General features: G+C 64.8%; 13 protein-coding genes. 1 reads left to right on the forward strand and 12 read right to left on the reverse strand.

Features of this window, described 5'->3' with window-relative positions:
• Positions 1-44 precede the first annotated feature (44 nt).
• From HD883_RS06125 to HD883_RS06150, 6 genes are all read right to left on the reverse strand, one after another.
• The gene (locus HD883_RS06125) at positions 45-2,630 is read right to left on the reverse strand and encodes a bifunctional aconitate hydratase 2/2-methylisocitrate dehydratase (RefSeq protein WP_179587298.1); all 2,586 of its coding nucleotides are present in this window, start codon (positions 2,628-2,630) and stop codon (positions 45-47) included.
• Positions 2,631-2,751: 121 nt separating this feature from the next.
• Positions 2,752-5,064 (reverse strand): xanthine dehydrogenase family protein molybdopterin-binding subunit, encoded by a 2,313-nt coding sequence (locus tag HD883_RS06130; RefSeq protein WP_179587296.1) that lies wholly within the window; start codon positions 5,062-5,064, stop codon positions 2,752-2,754.
• Positions 5,051-5,545 carry a (2Fe-2S)-binding protein gene (locus HD883_RS06135; protein ID WP_179587294.1) on the reverse strand — a complete coding sequence of 165 codons (495 nt, stop codon included), beginning with the start codon at positions 5,543-5,545 and terminating at the stop codon, positions 5,051-5,053. The genes HD883_RS06130 and HD883_RS06135 overlap by 14 nt, the downstream gene beginning before the upstream one ends.
• Positions 5,542-7,065: a cytochrome c gene (locus HD883_RS06140; protein WP_179587292.1), complete on the reverse strand. Its 1,524-nt coding sequence runs from the start codon at positions 7,063-7,065 to the stop codon at positions 5,542-5,544. The genes HD883_RS06135 and HD883_RS06140 overlap by 4 nt, the downstream gene beginning before the upstream one ends.
• 115 nt (positions 7,066-7,180) lie before the next feature.
• Entirely contained in the window at positions 7,181-8,080 is a 900-nt protein-coding gene (locus tag HD883_RS06145; protein ID WP_179587290.1) for an N-formylglutamate amidohydrolase, read from the reverse strand.
• A gap of 15 nt (positions 8,081-8,095) precedes the next feature.
• Positions 8,096-9,055 carry a tripartite tricarboxylate transporter substrate binding protein BugE gene (locus tag HD883_RS06150; RefSeq protein WP_179587288.1) on the reverse strand — a complete coding sequence of 320 codons (960 nt, stop codon included), beginning with the start codon at positions 9,053-9,055 and terminating at the stop codon, positions 8,096-8,098.
• Between the two features lie 115 nt (positions 9,056-9,170).
• On the opposite strand from HD883_RS06150, the gene HD883_RS06155 reads away from it, so the two are divergent.
• Entirely contained in the window at positions 9,171-10,073 is a 903-nt protein-coding gene (locus HD883_RS06155) for a LysR substrate-binding domain-containing protein (protein WP_179587286.1), read from the forward strand.
• Here HD883_RS06155 and HD883_RS06160 read toward each other — a convergent pair.
• The 6 genes from HD883_RS06160 to HD883_RS06185 all read right to left on the reverse strand — a co-directional run bounded on the left by HD883_RS06160 (position 10,067) and on the right by HD883_RS06185 (position 16,766).
• A complete protein-coding gene (locus tag HD883_RS06160) occupies positions 10,067-11,275 on the reverse strand; it encodes an amidohydrolase family protein (protein ID WP_179587284.1) in 1,209 nt (402 codons plus the stop codon). The genes HD883_RS06155 and HD883_RS06160 overlap by 7 nt on opposite strands.
• A gap of 42 nt (positions 11,276-11,317) precedes the next feature.
• The gene (locus HD883_RS06165) at positions 11,318-12,031 is read right to left on the reverse strand and encodes an ABC transporter ATP-binding protein (protein WP_179587282.1); all 714 of its coding nucleotides are present in this window, start codon (positions 12,029-12,031) and stop codon (positions 11,318-11,320) included.
• The gene (locus HD883_RS06170) at positions 12,028-12,819 is read right to left on the reverse strand and encodes an ABC transporter ATP-binding protein (RefSeq protein ID WP_179587281.1); all 792 of its coding nucleotides are present in this window, start codon (positions 12,817-12,819) and stop codon (positions 12,028-12,030) included. Before HD883_RS06170 ends, HD883_RS06165 begins: the two co-directional genes overlap by 4 nt.
• Positions 12,816-14,774, reverse strand: coding sequence for an ABC transporter permease (locus HD883_RS06175; RefSeq protein ID WP_179587279.1), 1,959 nt, complete (start codon positions 14,772-14,774; stop codon positions 12,816-12,818). The genes HD883_RS06170 and HD883_RS06175 overlap by 4 nt, the downstream gene beginning before the upstream one ends.
• Positions 14,775-14,864: 90 nt before the next feature.
• The gene (locus HD883_RS06180) at positions 14,865-16,070 is read right to left on the reverse strand and encodes an ABC transporter substrate-binding protein (RefSeq protein WP_179587277.1); all 1,206 of its coding nucleotides are present in this window, start codon (positions 16,068-16,070) and stop codon (positions 14,865-14,867) included.
• Between the two features lie 114 nt (positions 16,071-16,184).
• Positions 16,185-16,766, reverse strand: coding sequence for an amino acid synthesis family protein (locus HD883_RS06185; RefSeq protein WP_179587275.1), 582 nt, complete (start codon positions 16,764-16,766; stop codon positions 16,185-16,187).
• Positions 16,767-16,800 lie beyond the last annotated feature (34 nt).

The following is a 16,800-nucleotide window of genomic DNA, read 5'->3' on the forward strand; positions in this document are numbered from 1 at the left end:
GGACACCCCTGAGGATGTCCCGGCTTGTCAGAACCAGACGGCTATCAGGCCCTGACGGTATCCGCCACGTCCTTGAAGTCGGCGATCTGGTCGAAGTTCATGTAGCTGTAGATCGTCTTTTCATGGGCGCCCAGGATGCCGGTGCCTTCCATGTACTCTTCGCGGGTCGGGATACGGCCCAGACGCGAGCAGATGGCAGCCAGTTCGGCCGAACCCAGGTACACGAATGTGTTCTTGCCCAGGCGGTTCGGGAAGTTGCGCGTGCTGGTCGACATGACGGTCGCGCCTTCGCGCACCTGTGCCTGGTTACCCATGCACAGCGAGCAGCCCGGGGGTTCCATCCGCGCGCCGGCCGCGCCCAGGGTACCGTAGTGCCCTTCTTCGGTCAGTTGCTTCTGGTCCATCTTGGTCGGTGGAGCGACCCACAGCTTGACCGGAATGTCGCGCTTGCCTTCAAGCAGCTTGGACGCGGCGCGGAAGTGACCGATGTTGGTCATGCAGCTGCCGATGAACACTTCGTCGATCTTGGAGCCGGCGACTTCCGACAGCGTCTTCACGTCGTCAGGGTCGTTCGGGCAGGCCACCAGCGGCTCGTGCACGTCGGCCAGATCGATCTCGATCACGGCAGCGTACTCGGCGTCGGGGTCGGCCTTCATCAGCTTGGGATCGGCCAGCCAGGCTTCCATCGCGGCGATCCGGCGGGCGATCGAACGCTTGTCGTCGTAGCCGTTGGCGATCATCCACTTCAACAGCGTGATGTTGCTGTTGATGTATTCGATGATCGGTTCCTTGTTCAGGTGCACCGTGCAACCGGCGGCCGAACGTTCCGCGGACGCGTCCGACAGTTCGAACGCCTGTTCGACCTTCAGGTCGGGCAAGCCTTCGATTTCCAGGATGCGGCCCGAGAAGATGTTCTTCTTGTTCGACTTGTCGACGGTCAGCAGACCGGCCTTGATGGCGTAGTAAGGAATCGCGCTGACCAGGTCACGCAGGGTGACGCCAGGCTGCAGCTTGCCCTTGAAACGGACCAGGACCGATTCCGGCATGTCGAGCGGCATGACGCCGGTCGCGGCCGCGAAAGCCACCAGGCCCGAGCCTGCCGGGAAGCTGATGCCGATCGGGAAACGGGTGTGCGAGTCGCCGCCGGTGCCCACGGTATCGGGCAGCAGCATGCGGTTCAGCCACGAGTGGATCACGCCGTCGCCAGGACGCAGCGAAATGCCGCCACGGTTGCTCATGAAAGCGGGCAGGCTGTGGTGCGTCTTCACGTCCACGGGCTTCGGGTAGGCCGAAGTGTGGCAGAACGACTGCATGACCAGGTCGGACGAGAAGCCCAGGCAAGCCAGGTCCTTCAGTTCGTCGCGGGTCATGGGGCCGGTGGTGTCCTGGCTGCCGACCGACGTCATCAGCGGTTCGCAGTAGGTACCTGGACGCACGCCCTTGCCTTCGGGCATGCCGACCGCGCGGCCGACCATCTTCTGGGCCAGCGTGTAGCCCTTGCCGGTGTCGGCAGGCTCGGTAGGCAGGCGGAACAGGGTCGATGCGGGCAGGCCCAGGGCTTCACGCGCCTTGGCGGTCAGGCCACGGCCCACGATCAGCGGAATGCGGCCACCGGCGCGCACTTCGTCGAACAGGACGTCGGACTTCATCGAGAATTCGGCGATGACTTCGCCGTTCTTGAGCGCCTTGCCTTCGTACGGACGCAGTTCGACCACGTCGCCCATGTCCATCTTGGACACGTCGAGTTCGATCGGCAGCGCGCCGGCATCTTCCATCGTGTTGTAGAAGATCGGGGCAATCTTGCTGCCCAGACAGACGCCGCCGAAACGCTTGTTCGGAACGAAAGGAATGTCTTCACCGGTGAACCACAGCACCGAGTTGGTCGCCGACTTGCGCGACGAACCCGTGCCGACCACGTCACCCACGTAGGCAACCAGGTTGCCACGGGCGCGCATGTCTTGCAGGAACTTGATCGGGCCGATCTTGCCAGCTTCCTGCGGCTCGATGCCCGGACGCGGGTTCTTCAGCATCGCCAGGGCGTGCAGCGGGATGTCCGGACGGCTCCACGCGTCAGGCGCGGGCGACAGGTCGTCGGTGTTGGTTTCGCCCGTGACCTTGAACACGGTCACGGTCAGGCTTTCGGGGACTTCGGGGCGGCTGGTGAACCATTCGCCGTCGGCCCAGCTTTGCAGCACGGCCTTGGCGTTGGCGTTGCCCTGGTCGGCTTTTTCCTTCACGTCGTGGAAGGCGTCGAACATCAACAGGGTCTTTTTCAGGCCTTCGGCGGCAATGGCGCCAACCGAGGAGTCGTCCAGCAGTTCGACCAGCGGGCCAATGTTGTAGCCGCCCAGCATGGTGCCAAGCAGTTCAGTGGCTTTGGCGCGGTCGATGAGCGGACAAGCTTCGGAGCCCAGGGCCACGGCGGCCAGGTACGATGCCTTGACCTTGGCGGCGTCATCGACGCCGGCCGGCACGCGGTGCGTGAGCAGGTCGACCAGGTATTCACCCTCGCCTGCGAGCGGCTGCTTGAGCAGCTCGATCAGGTCGGCGGTTTGTTGTGCCGACAGAGGCAGCGGTGGAATACCGAGTGCAGCGCGCTCGGCAACGTGTTGGCGATAGGATTCAAGCATGACCGGGTCCCGTAGTGTGAGGGAATAGGAACGAACCCGGGAATTGTAGACCCACCCGCCGGAATGATCAAACGTCTTATATCTTATATAAGACATAAGGGGTATCCCGGGCGTCTGGCCCCTACCCGATCACACTCCGGATCCGTCCCCCCAGCGGCAGATCACGCAGCCGCCTGCCGGTCGCATCAGCGATCGCATTGTTCAAGGCGGCCCCCGCCGGACCCTGCGCGGCTTCGCCTGCCCCCAGGAAGGGCATGCCGGGCCGGTCGATGATCTGCACGTCCACCTTGGCGGGCAGCGCCGAAAAGCGCAGGATCGGATAGGTGCTCCAGTCATAGCTGCGGATCCGCTTCGTGTCGTGCGCGACCTGTTCGAACAGCGTCCAACTGAAGGACTGGATGATCCCGCCCTCGATCTGATTGCGTACGCCATCCGGATTGACCACCTGGCCGCTGTCCACCGCGGCCGACACTCGCGCGATCCGGACGATGCCGGTGTCGCGGTCGATCTCGATTTCCACCGCCATGGCCAGATAGCTCATCAGATTTTTATATTGCGCGAACGCAAAACCGACGCCCGTCCCCGGCGGCCGGGCCGGCCCCTGCTGCGGTGCGGATCCCTGCTGCAGTGCGGATCCCTGCGGTGCGGATCCCGCTTTCCGCGGCGTCCAGCCAAAGTTGTGGGCCGCCAGTTCCACCACGGCGCGGGCGCGCGGGTTCGACAGGTGGCGCAGCCGGAATTCGACAGGATCGGCTTGGGCGGCCACGGCCAGTTCGTCCATGAAGCTTTCGATGGTGAACGCATTCATGTACGCGCCGAGGCCGCGCATGGCGGACACCCGGATCGGCATGTCGGGCAGGAAGTGGTGCTGCACCTTCAGATTGGGCAGGTCATACAGCGGGATGCTGTTGCGGTCGCCGCCGCCTTCGGGCATCGGAATCGGCTTGGGCGGCGCGGGCGTGAATGGCTTGGCCAAGGACACGGCCGACATGAAGCGCCCGGCATTCTCGATCCGCTGATTGTGCGAATTGCTCCAGAGCTCGTACTGCCAGTCGACGATCTTGCCGGACGCATCGAGCGATGCCCGCACGTCGGTGATCATGGCCGGGTTGTAGGGCTCCCACGTGTGTTCCTGCTCCCGCATCCACTGCAGGCGGATCGGTGTGCCTGGCAGGGCGCGCGCCACCAGCGCCGCATCGGCGGCCGCGTCGTCCGCGGCGTTGTGGCCATAGCAGCCCGACCCTTCGGTATGGATGCACCGGATGTCGGCGGCGTTCATTCCCAGCAGTTCGGCCAGGCCGCCCCGCAAGGGAAACACGCCCTGCGAATGCGTCCATACCGTCAGCTTGCCCTGGTCCAGATGCGCCACCGCGCACGATGGGCCGATGGATCCGTGCATCAGATAGGGTTTGGTGTAGCGCGCCTTGAGCGTTTGCGCAGGCGCCGGCGTCGCGGTGTGCGTATCGGCCACTGGGATTTCGGTGCGGGGCAAGGACAGCAGGGTCGCGTTGACCTGATCCGGCGATGGCAACACGGCCACTTCGTCCCAGGTGCTTGCGGCATACAGCGCCCGCATGGCCTGGATCGCCTGCCATTCGTCCTTGGCGACCACGGCCAGGAAGCTGCCGTCCTGCACCACCTTCACGACGCCCGGCATGGCCTCGACCGCGCCGCGATCCACCTTGACCAGACGTGCGCCATACGACGGCGGGCGGACGATGCGGGCGTGCATCATGCCCGGCAACCGCATGTCCTGGACATAGGCGATGCCGCCGGTGACCTTAGCCGGAATGTCGACGCGGGGCAGCGACGTGCCGATCACCTTGTGCGCCTTCGGGTCAATCAGCGGCGACTGCATCGTGGCTTTCTGATGCAGGTCCGCGCCGGCCACTGCGTCACCAAAGGTCAACGTGCGGCCATCGGGCGCCCGGATCTGGCCGTTCTGGATCGCCAACGTATCCGCCGCGACGCCCAGGTGTTGCGCGGCGGCCTGCAGCAACAGCCCGCGTACCTGCGCCGACGCATGCAGGATCGCGGTACCGCTGTCGGCTGTCGAATGGCTGCCGGCGGTGTAGCCCTCGTTGGGCGTCAGGCCCGTGTCCGCGGTCACCAGGTGGATGGCAGCGGGCGCCACCTGCAGTTGCTCGGCCGCGATCTGGATAAAGGCGGTGCGAATGCCGGTGCCCAGTTCGGCTTTCCCGGTGTTGACGGTGATGCGGCCCGACGCGTCGATGCGCACCCAGGCGTCCAGCATAGGTTCGGTCGACAGGTTGCCGGGCAGCTTGTCCGCGCCCGCGGCCGGCCCGGGTGTGGCAGCCTCGGTGCTTTGCGCCAAGGCGCGGACGGCGGGCAGCAAGCTGAAGCTGACCGTGAGCGACCCGGCGGCCAGGAACAGGCGGCGTCCGGTGTTGATGGAGCTGTCAGGCGGCGTCATCGACAGCCTCCCCGGCGTGCGCGATCGGAGTCGCGGCGGCCGCGGCGACGATCGCCGCCACGATCCGCATATGCGTGCCGCAGCGGCACAGATTGGGTTCGAGTTCGGCGCGGATCTGCGCTTCGGTCGCGCCCGGCGTGCGATCGAGCAAGGCTTGCGCGCGCATGATCATCCCGGCAATGCAATAGCCACACTGCGCGGCCTGCTTGTCCATGAAGCCTTTCTGCAGGCGGCCCGGTTTTTCCGCCGTGCCCAGCCCTTCGATGGTCCGCACCTTCCGATCGCCCACCGCGCCAGACGGCAACAGGCAGGACACCACGGCGGTGTCGCCCACGATCACGGTACAGGCGCCGCACTGGCCCAGGCCGCAGCCATACTTGGCGCCATTGAGCGACAGATGATTGCGCAGCGCATACAGCAGCGGCATGGCCGGATCGATGTCCAGGGTATGCGCCACCCCATTCACATTGAGCGTGATCATTTTTTTTCGTTCTCCTTGCGCATCGTGGTCAGCATGCTGGCCGCGTCGGCCCACGCGGGCCGCACGGCTACCTGAACGCGCAGGTAGGCCGCCACGTCCACGATCTGGTCATCGGTCAGCAGGTCGGCATACGAGGGCATGTAATGCGCCGACGTCGACCCTTGCCAGGGGTTGCCTTCCAGGATCATGCGCAGGGCATTGCGCGGGGTACCGGCCAGCACGTTGCTACTGTCCGCCAGGGACGGCCGCCCGCCGATCGTCATCATCGGGGCCGCCGTGCCGTGGCAGCCTGCGCAGGTCGACGCGAACAGCACGGCGCCGCGGGACACGCGTTCCTGCTCAGGGCCGGAGGCGGCCCGCAGCTGGGCAGCGTTGACGAGTACCGGGTCGCTGACGAGTGTCGGGTCGCTAACGAGTGTCGGGTCGCTGACGGGTGCGGGGTTGCGCACCGGTGCAGGATTGCTCACGGGTGCAGGGTCGTTGCCTTGCCGGCCGGCCGGACTGACGTCGTTGGCCGGCCCGGACAAGGACAGCAGATAGGTCGCCATCGCCGCCACATCCGACTCGGGCGCCTCTGCCAGATGCTGCGTGACCGGCCGCATCGGGCCCGACGCGGCGCCATGCTCGCTGGCCACGCCGGTACGCAAGTACGACACCAGTTGCGCCTTGGTCCAGGGCCGCTCGCCGGCAGCCAGCGCATTGAGCGGCGGCGCCTGCCATCCGTCGATCACCCCGCCCTCAAAGGCCTTGCCTCGCGCTTCGGCGCCCACGATATTCATGGGCGTGTGACAGGACTGGCAGTGCCCCGCGCCTTCAACCAGATAGCGGCCCAATCGCCATTCGGATGAAGCGCTGGACGAAGCACTGGAGGAAGCGCCGGGGGACGCACTGGACGAAGCGCTGACCGAAGCGCTCGCCGACGCACTGGCGGACGCACCGGCAGGCGCGTCGGGCAGCGGCCCCTTGTCCAGGAACAGCAGGTTCCATCCCGCAACCAGCGGCCGGAAGTTCAACGGGAAGACCAGGGCGTTGGGCACCGGGGGCGCATCCACCGGCGTGCGCGACATCAGATACTGATAGGCCGCGGCAATATCCTCGTCGTGCATGCGCGTGAAGTGCACGTACGGAAACGCGGGATACAACAAGTGTCCATCGCGCGAGACACCTTCCCGCATGGCGCGCGTAAAGGCGTCCAGCGACCAGGCGCCAATACCGGTGTCTACGTCAGGCGTGATGTTGGTGCTGTGGATCGTGCCGAACGGCGTGTCCATCGGCAGGCCGCCGGCGTAGGGCTTGCCGCCCTTGGCGGTGTGGCAATACAAACAGTCGCCCTGCGACATGACGCGCAGGCCGGCTGCCAGCACGGCCGGATCGGTCTCAAGGCGGGCCGCGGATCCACGGCCGCCCGCATCGTCACCCTTCACCGGATCGATGGCAGGCTGCCAGGCGTAGGCCAGCCCGCCCAGACAGGCCACGACCACGACAGCGGCCACGCCTGCCACGATGCTTCTTTTTCTCATTGAGTGTCCCCCGCATACCGGCATGCGTTGCGGGGCTTACTCTACTGCGGGCAACTTACAGTACGCTGAGCATCTGGCGCTGGACACGTTGGAGTGTGTCCAGTTGTTCCGCCCATCAGCGCGGATCGGTTTCCAGCAACATCTGCACAAGATCCTTCAGGTCGCGGCGCAGATCGTTGACGCCGTCATGCAATTCCAGCGTCGCTTCGTCCATGTAGCGCTTGCGGTTCACTTCCAGCTGGATGCTGTGACGATGTTCCTCAGGTTTGCCATAGCGGCGCACCAATTCCACACCCTTGTACGGGTAGTTGTATTCGACGCTGTAGCCGCGCTCGCGCAAAAAGGCCGCGACCTTCTGCGACAGTTCGGGCGACGCCGTGCTGCCATCCCGATCGCCCACCACGAAGTCGGCATGTACCAGGCCCGGCAAGTCGGTGGCATGGCTGCCGGCCACGGCCGGCATCGAATGGCAGTTCAGGTGGATGCTATAGCCGTGACGCGAGTGCGCCGCGTCGATCGCCGACGACACCGCTTCGTGATACGGCTTCCAGCAGCGCGCGATGCGTTGCTGGATTTCCTGCACGCCCAGCAACCGGTCATAGATCGGGATGCCTTCGTCGGTGTATTTCCAGATCAGGCCCTTGCCCAGTCGCACCTTGGACAGCACTTCCGGATCGGTTTCGACCGGATCGGGCCAGGTGCCATCCAGCAGGCCCACGTCCAGTTCGGTCGTGTTGCGATTGGCGTCCAGATAGCTGCGCGGAAAGTGCGCTTCGACCCAGGCCACGCCCAGGTCGGCTGCAAAGTCATACAGCTTTTCGACATGCGTGTCTTCGGCGCGCCGCAGGATCGCGGCGTCGCACACAAAACGGAAGTCGTCCGGATAGAAGGTGCCGCTATGCGGCGAGTCGAGCACCACGGGCGTGCTGCCCGTGAACGACGACAGCAGGGCTTCGCCCGGGGCTGACGTCGTGGAAGGATATCGACTGTTGATGATACGGAGAACGGTACTCATGGGTCACCTCGGTCATCAGTCCAGCTGGATTTTTGCGAACTTGCTGATCTTCTGCATCTTGGCCATTTCATCGTGGATCTGTTTCGTGAACTCGGCGGGCGTGGTGCCCGACGCGTACAGGCCCAGGCCGGCCAGGCGTTCACGCACGGGCGGTTCTTTCAAGGCCGTTGCCACTGCCTGCTGCATGCGGTTGACGGCGGCCGCGGGCGTGCCGGCAGGCGCCACCAGACCGAACCATGACGGATCGTTGTTCGACTGCATGCCGCGCTCACCATAGGTGGGAACGTCGGGCAGCACGTCAAGACGCGAGTCCCACGACACGGCCAGGGCCCGCAGCTTGCCGGCCTTGATGTGCGGCAGCGATGCGGCCACCTGGTCGAAGTAGGCCAGCACCTGGCCGCCCAGCAGGTCATTGATCGCGGGGCCTGCGCCCCGGTAGGGAATGTGGACCATGTCGGTGCCGGTGGTGCTTTTGAACAGCTCGGCCCACATGTGGCTGATGGTGCCGTTGCCCGGGGTGGCATACGTGACCTTGCCCGGGTTGGCTTTCAGGTAGGCAATGAACTGTTCCAGGGTCTGCACCGGCACGCTCGGATTCACGACCAGCACACCCGGGGCACGAACCATTTCGGTGACCGGCGCGAAGTCCTTGATCGGGTCATACGGCAGCGTCTTGTAGACGGCCGGGTTGACGCCGTGCGTCGACAGTGTGGCAACACCAAAGGTGGACCCGTCGGCCGCTGAACGCGCGACTTCGGCCATGCCGATGGACCCGCCCGCACCGGCCCGGTTTTCCACGACAACGGTGGTCTGCAATACCCGGCCTACGGCTTCGCCGATGATGCGGCCCGTAATGTCGGTTGCGCCGGCCGGAGGGAAAGGCACGATCAGCCGTATGGGTTTACCTTGAGCCTTGACCATTCCAGGTAGGAAAGAAACGGCGGCGGTCGTGGCAATAAAAGTGCGGCGATCCATGGACTTCTCCTTGACGATTTGGGGCATCTTGCTTGGACTCAAACTAGTCCGGACAATACCCAGTTTACGCGAAAGGCCATTCTGATAACATTCCGATCTGGAATGTTTTGATGGAATGACCATGCGTCGGCTCCGCCCTCCCCTGCATCTGCTGCGTACGTTTTCGACCGTAGCGCGCTTCGGCAGTATTTCACGGGCGGCCGAAGCGCTGCACGTCACGCAGGGCGCGGTCAGCAAGCAGATCCAGGAGCTGGAACGGTGGATTGACGTGCCGCTGTTCGAACGGGCCCGCAAGCGGCTGTCGCTCACCCCCGCGGGCGAGCGCTACCACACGGTCATTCGCCCGCTGCTGGCGCAACTGGAAGCCGCCACGCTGGACCTGATCACCAGTGGTGACGGTGGCGGCGCGTTGCACCTGTCCACCCTGCCCACCTTTGGGGCCAAGTGGCTGATTCCGCGACTGCCCGACTTCCAGCATCGGCATCCTCAGGTCGCGCTGCACTTCGTGCCCTACGTGCACGGCTATGACTTTACGCGGCCGGACCTGGACTGTTCGATCCTGTTCGGGGAAGGCCACTGGCCCGACGCGCACGCGCATTACCTGGCCGGCAGCGACGTCGTGTTGATCGCCCCACCCGAAGCATCGGGCGTGCCTTCCGTAGAAACACCCGATGACGTCAGCCGCCATACCCTGCTGCAGCATGTCAGCGTGCCGCAGGCCTGGCTGCAATGGAGCGACACCCATGCGGTACACACGATCGATCCCCTGGCCGGGCCGCAGTTCGACCAGTTCCATACGCTGATCCGCGCGGTCATGGTCGGGATGGGATTGGCGCTGGTGCCGCGCTGTCTGGTGCAGGACGAGATCACAGCCGGCCTGGTCGTCGCGCCGGCGGGCATGAGCTATCGCAGCAATTCCGGGTACTGGTTCTGCTATCCCGAAGCGCGCGCGAATCAGGCGACCCTGACGCGGTTCAAGGACTGGCTGGTTGCGGCGGCCGTAGGGGCGGATCAGTAGCGCGGCACGACGATCGCAACCTGCTCGGCAGGCGGCGTATTGCGGCTGCGGCCACAACGCACCAGGCCATCGATCATGACCATGCCCACGCCCGGGATGTCGCCCAGCTCGACGCTTTCCAGCAGCGTCTTGCCTGCCGAATGTTGCGCGCGGTCCATGAACACAAAGTCGGCCGGACGGCCCACCTCGATCAGGCCCTGACGCAGGTTGCGCATGCGCGCCGTATTGCCGGTCGCGAACCCAAAGGCGATTTCAGCCGGAATATCGGCCATGCTTGAGATCAATGCGACCATGCGCAAAATGCCCAGCGGCTGTACGCCCGACCCGGCCGGACCATCGGTGCCAAGGATCACGCGATGCGGGCATTTGAGTTCCACCGCATGCCGCGCCGTCAGGATCGCGATCCGTTCGTTGCCGTTGTGAACGATCTCCAGCGCGCGGGTGGACCGTTCACACAGCTCACAGACATGCTTGTAGGGCAGCGCCGTATGGCCGCCGTTCACATGGCCGATCACATCGGCATCGGCTTCAAGCACCACGTCCGAATCGATCAGCCCTGACCCCGGAATGGAAGGCCCGCCCGTGTGGATGGTGCTCTGGATGCCGTACTTGCGGGCCCAGGCCACCATCGGGCCGGCTTCGTAGCCAGCCTTGACCGTGCCCAGTCCCACCTCACCCAGGAGCGTGACGCCCGCATCGGCCAGGTCCTTGAAGTCCTGTTCGACCATGCCCTGTTCCAGGATGGGCGCACCGGCCAGCACCTTGACGCCCCCGCCAACCCCTGCGCCGCGCATGCCTTCAAACGAACGCTGCGCGGTGATGGCCAGGGCCTTGAGGCCGACAATATCCCTGGGCCGGCCCGGCAGGTGGACTTCGCCTGCCGAGATCATGGTGGTGACGCCGCCGTGCAGGCTCGACTCGATCCAGCCGAGCTGGCCCTGGCGCGGCGTCCAGTCGCCAAAGACCGGATGCACATGCGAGTCGATCAGGCCCGGCGCCAGCGTCGTGCCGCGGCAATCGATCACGGTTGCCGCGCCATCGATGTCGCCATCGCTATCGTTGCCGATCGCAACAATGATGCCGTCGTCAACCACCACCGTGGTGGCGTCCAGGATGGGTTGGTCAATGTCGCCCGACAGCAGCAGTCCGATGTTCCGGATCACCACCTTGCCCGACTTGCCCGACACGCTTTCCACTGCCATTGCCTGCTCCCTTGCGCGATCCCTGCCCTTGCCTGCGCGGCCTCAGACCGACAGGTAGGCCCGCCGCACAGCGTCGTTCGCCGCCAGTTCCGCCATCGTGCCCTGATAGCGGATATGGCCGTTTTCCAGCACATAGGCCCGGTCGCTGACCAGCTCCGCAAAGTGCATGTTCTGCTCGGACAGCAGGATGGACATGCCTTCGCGTTTCAGCGCGATGATCATGTTCGCCATCTGTTCCACGATCACCGGCGCAACGCCTTCGGACGGTTCGTCCAGCAGCACCAGATAGGGATTGCCCATCAAGGTGCGCGACACGGTCAGCATCTGCTGCTCGCCCCCGCTCATCTGGCCACCCGGCCGATTCGGCATTTCGCCCAGATTGGGGAACAGCTTGAACAGCTTTTCAGGCGTCCATTCGACCGCGTCGGAACGGGCCGGCTGCTTGCCGATTTCCAGGTTTTCGAGCACGCTCAATTCCGTGAACACGCGGCGGTCTTCGGGCACGAAGCCCATGCCCAGCCGCGCGATCTGATAGGGCTTGCTCTTGGCCACCGACTGGCCCAGGAATTCGACTTCGCCGCGGCTGCGGTCCAGCAGGCCCATGACGGCTTTCATGGTGGTCGACTTGCCGGCACCGTTGCGGCCCATCAGGGCCACCACTTCGCCGCGGCGCACTTCCAGGCCCACATCGAACAGGATGTGCGCGCGGCCGTAGAAGGCGTTCAGGTTCTGTACCTTCAGCAAAACGTCGGTCATGCGTGTGCTCCGGCGGTCGTCAGATCGGGCGCCTTGGCCTCGAAGGTTTTTCCGGTGCCGAAATAGACTTCGCGCACTTTGGGGTGGTTGCGGATGGTCTCGCCATCGCCTTCGGCGATCAACTGGCCGCGGGCCAGCACGATCATGCGGTCGGCATAGGCAAACACCACGTCCATGCTGTGTTCCGTGAACAGCACCGACAGGTTGCGTTCCACCACCAGTTTCTTGGTCAGCGCCATCAGCGCATTGCGCTCGTTGGGCGCCATGCCCGCCGTCGGCTCGTCCATCAGCAGCAGCTTGGGCTGATTGGCCAATGCGATCGCCAGTTCGACCCGCTTCACGTCGCCATAAGCCAGCACGCCGCACGACCGCTCGGCCTGGCTGGCCATGTCGACCTGGGCCAGCAGCGCCATGGCCTCATCGCGATAGAACGACGCCGCAGGCCGCCACAGATGCGACAGCTTGCGCTCGAACGACATCAGGGCCATCTGCACGTTTTCGACCACCGTCATGGAACTGAAGGTAGCGGCGATCTGGAACGTTCGCCCCACACCCAGCCGCCAGATGTTGCGCGGCTTCATGCCGATCAGTTCCTGCCCATCGAGCAGGATCGATCCGCTGTTGGGTTTCAGCTGCCCGTTGACCATGTTGAAGCAGGTCGACTTGCCGGCGCCGTTGGGGCCCAGCAGCGCCAGCAACTGGCCGCGCGGCAGATCGAACGACACGTTGTCGGCGGCCTTCACACCGCCGAAGGACTTGGTCAGGTTCTTGACTTGGAGCAAGCTCATACCGCCTCCCGCAGCGCGGCTGGATCGGTGACGGTGACCGCGACCGGCTTGGTGCCGGGCGTGCCGCCGTCGTGTTTGTCGCCGCGTTGGAACACGGTGCGAAGGAAGCCGACGATGCCGAGCGGAAACGCCAGGACCAGGGCCAGCACGGCCAAGCCCAGAATGGCGCGCCAGTATTCGGTTTCACGGGCAATCGTGTCGTGCAGCCAGGTAAAGACCGAGGCGCCGACGATCGGACCGGCCAGCGTCTGCACGCCGCCCAGCAGCACCATCACCAGGCCGTCGATGGACCGGCTGACGCTGATCGCTTCGGGCGAAATGCTGCCCTTCGAGAACGCGAACAGCGAACCTGCCAGACCGCAGAACATGCCGGCCACCACGAACGCCATCCACTGCACCTGCTTGACGTCGATCCCGATCGAATCGGCGCGCAGCGGCGAATCGCGGCCCGCACGCATCGCATACCCGAAGGGCGAGAACAGCGCGCGGCGCAACAGCCAGACCCCGGCCACGCACAGCGCCAGTGTCAGGTAGTAATAGGCAACCGGCGACGACAGCCAGGCTGCGGGCCAGATGCCCACCAGGCCGTTACTGCCTCCCGTGAACGCATCCCACTGGTAGATGATGGACCAGACGATTTGCGCGAATGCCAGCGTCAGCATGGCCAGGTACACCCCGGACAACCGCACGCAGAACCAGCCGAAGATCAAGGCCCCCACCGCCGCCACCAGGGGCGCCAGCATCAGCGCCGCTTCCATCGGCAGGCCCACCGACTTGAACAGCAGCGCCGCGCCGTAGGCGCCCAGGCCGAAGTAGGCCGCATGCCCGAAGGAATGCATGCCGCCTGGGCCCATGATGAAGTGCAGGCTGGCGGCAAACAGCACGGCGACCAGGATTTCGACCAGCAACACGGTCAGGTACGGGAACGCGGCGGCCAGCAACGGCACGGCGACCAGGGCGGCAATGACGATGATGAACAGCGCGCGCACCGCCTTGCTGGTGGGGCGCAGCGGATCTTCGACACCCGACACATTGCGCGACAGCGCCAGCGGCTTGCCCAGCAAACCCCATGGGCGCACCACCAGAATGAAGGCCATGACCAGGAATTCGGCCACCAGCGTCAGCTTGGACAACGAGAACACCACGCCAAAGATTTCCACCTGGCCAATGGCGATGCACAGCGCCTTGATTTCGGCGATCAGCAAGGCGGCCAGGAAGGCGCCCGGGATCGACCCCATGCCGCCCACGACCACCACCACGAACGCGCTACCAATGGCTTCCAGGTCCATGGCCAGGTTGGCGGGCATGCGCGGACCCTGCAAGGCGCCACCCAGGCCGGCCAGGAAGGATCCCAGCGCAAATACCCCGGTGAACAGCCAGGCCTGGTTGATGCCCAGGGCGCCGACCATTTCACGGTCTTGCGTGGCCGCGCGGATCAGCTTGCCCCAGCGGGTGCGGGTCAGGGCCAGCCACAGAATGCCAAGCACCAGCGGGCCGATGCAGATCAGCGCGAGGTCATATTGCGGAACGCGGCGGCCCAGGATTTCGACCGAGCCGGTCAGACCAGGCGCGCGCGGACCGAACAGGTCCTCGGCGCCCCAGATATACAGAGCCACGTCCTTGAGCACCAGCACGACGGCAAAGGTGGCAAGGAGCTGGAAGAGTTCGGGCGCATGGTAGATGCGCCGCAACACCAGGATTTCGATCAGCGCGCCGATCAATGCGACCGCCAGCGCGGCCAGCACGACCGAGGCCCAGAAACCGAGGCCGGTGCCGCCCATCATGCCGACGATGGTGTACGCGATATAGATCCCGAACATGTAGAAGGAACCATGCGCGAAATTGACGATACGCGTCACGCCGAATATCAGCGACAGGCCCGCGGCGACCATGAACATGGCCGATGCGTCGGCCAGGCCGTTCAGCATTTGGACAAATAAGCTTGAGAAAGTCATGCGCGTGCCATCCAGCAAGAAGCAGGGGGCGCGCCGCGGTCACGAACCGATCGGACCGGGCGCCCCATTTACAGTGGAACCGCCCCGACTTCAGTCCGCAGGACGCAGTTTCTTCACTTCGGCATCGCTCAGCTGAACCGATGCGCCGTCGACGTACTTGTAGTCGACCATGATGCCCTTGCCGTCCTTGACGTCGGTGCGGCCCACATAGGCGCCCATCGTCGACTGGTTGTCTTGCGCGCGATAGGTGATGTTGCCCATCGGTGTCGGCACGACCAGGCCCTTGAACGCCTGCACCATCTTTTCGGTATCGCTGCTGCCGGCTTTCTTCAGGCCCGCGGCCAGCGACATTACCGAGCTGTAGCCCACCACCGAACCCAGACGTGGGTAGTCGTTGAACTTCTTGCGGAAGGCGTCAACGAACTTCTTGCTTTCGGGCGTGGTGATCGAATACCAGGGGTAGCCGGTCACGATCCAGTTCTTGGGCGCTTCGTCTTTCAGCGGATCCAGGTATTCGGGTTCGCCGGTCAGCAGCGACACCACCTGGCGGCCTTCGAACAGCCCGCGCGTGTTGCCTTCGCGCACGAAGCGGCCCAGGTCGGCGCCGAACAGCGTGTTGAAGATGGCGTCGGGCTTGGCATCGGCCAGCGCCTGCGTCACCGCGCCGGCATCGACCTTGCCCAGCGGCGTTGCCTGCTCGGCGACCCATTCGATGTCGGGCTGCGCGGCGGTCATCAGCTTCTTGAACGTGGCGACCGACGACTGGCCGTATTCATAGTTCGGGTAGACGACGGCCCAGCGTTTCTTCTTGAGCTTGAGCGCTTCCGGCACCAGCATCGCGACCTGCATGTACAGCGACGGACGCAGGCGATAGGTGTAGCGATTGCCGTTTTCCCACACGATCTTGTCGGTCAGGGGTTCCGATGCCAGGAAGAACACCTTGCGCTGCTTGGCAAAGTCGGTAATGGCCAGGCCCGTGTTCGACAGGAAGCCGCCGAACAGCACGTCCACCTTTTCCCGCGTGATCAGTTCTTCGGCCACGCGCACGGAATCGCCCGGGTTGCCGTTATCGTCGCGCGCAATGATTTCAAGCTTCTTGCCGTTGACGCCGCCGGCAGCGTTGATCTCTTCGATCGCCAGCTCGTAACCGCGCTTGTAGGGCTCGAGGAACGCGGGCTGTGCCTTGTAGCTGTTGATCTCGCCGATCTTGATGGTGCTCTGGGCATACGCGCCGGTTGCTGCGAACACGGACACCAGCGCGGCCGTGTGGCGCAGGAAACGAGTGGGTGCTGTCATGGCTTTTCCTAACGAAGTGTGAAGCATCACAAAATCTACGGGGAGTACTGCAAATTGCAAGGCGCCGGCCGACTGCATCGGCGCCCGGGTTCAAACCTTGGTTACAGGCACCGGCTAGCGTAATCCGTCCACGCCCTGGATGGCATCTTTTTCCAGCCCGCCCACGCGTGCCAGCGGACGTCCGCTATCGGTCACCACGACCGCCACCACGATTTCGTTCGCCCGCGGCGCATCGGCCACGCGGGCTTCCATCGCGTCGAAGTGGCTGCGTACATACGCGGCGTCCTTGTGGCCCAGCGGCACATCGATGGCGGTGCCCAGCGTGCCCAGCTTTTTCGCGGACGGCACCAGCGCGGCGCCCTTGCCCAACACGTCGCGCAGCGGCGCGCCGAGTTTGGGGTGCAGGATGGCTGCGGCGTGTTCGATCTCACCCGCTTCGCCGACGATGGCTGCCTTGCCATAACTTTCGGCCTGCCCGGGCGCAATGCCCAGCGCGGCCACGCATTTTTCACCCAGCAAGCGGCCCAGTTCGGCGCCGATCTCGACCAGGTCATCCAGATTGCCGCTGTATCGGCCCGCATACGGATTGGCGATCACGGCCATGGCCAGTGCGCGGCGGGTCGGCGGGCTGACCGCCTGCCCCATTTCGACCCGGATCTCATCGACCTGCACTACCAGTTTGCGAAGATTCATCATGGTGTCCTTGCTCGTTCCGATGACGTGGCGCGCG

This window comes from Pigmentiphaga litoralis (assembly GCF_013408655.1).
GTDB classification, from domain to species: Bacteria; Pseudomonadota; Gammaproteobacteria; order Burkholderiales; family Burkholderiaceae_B; genus Pigmentiphaga; species Pigmentiphaga litoralis_A.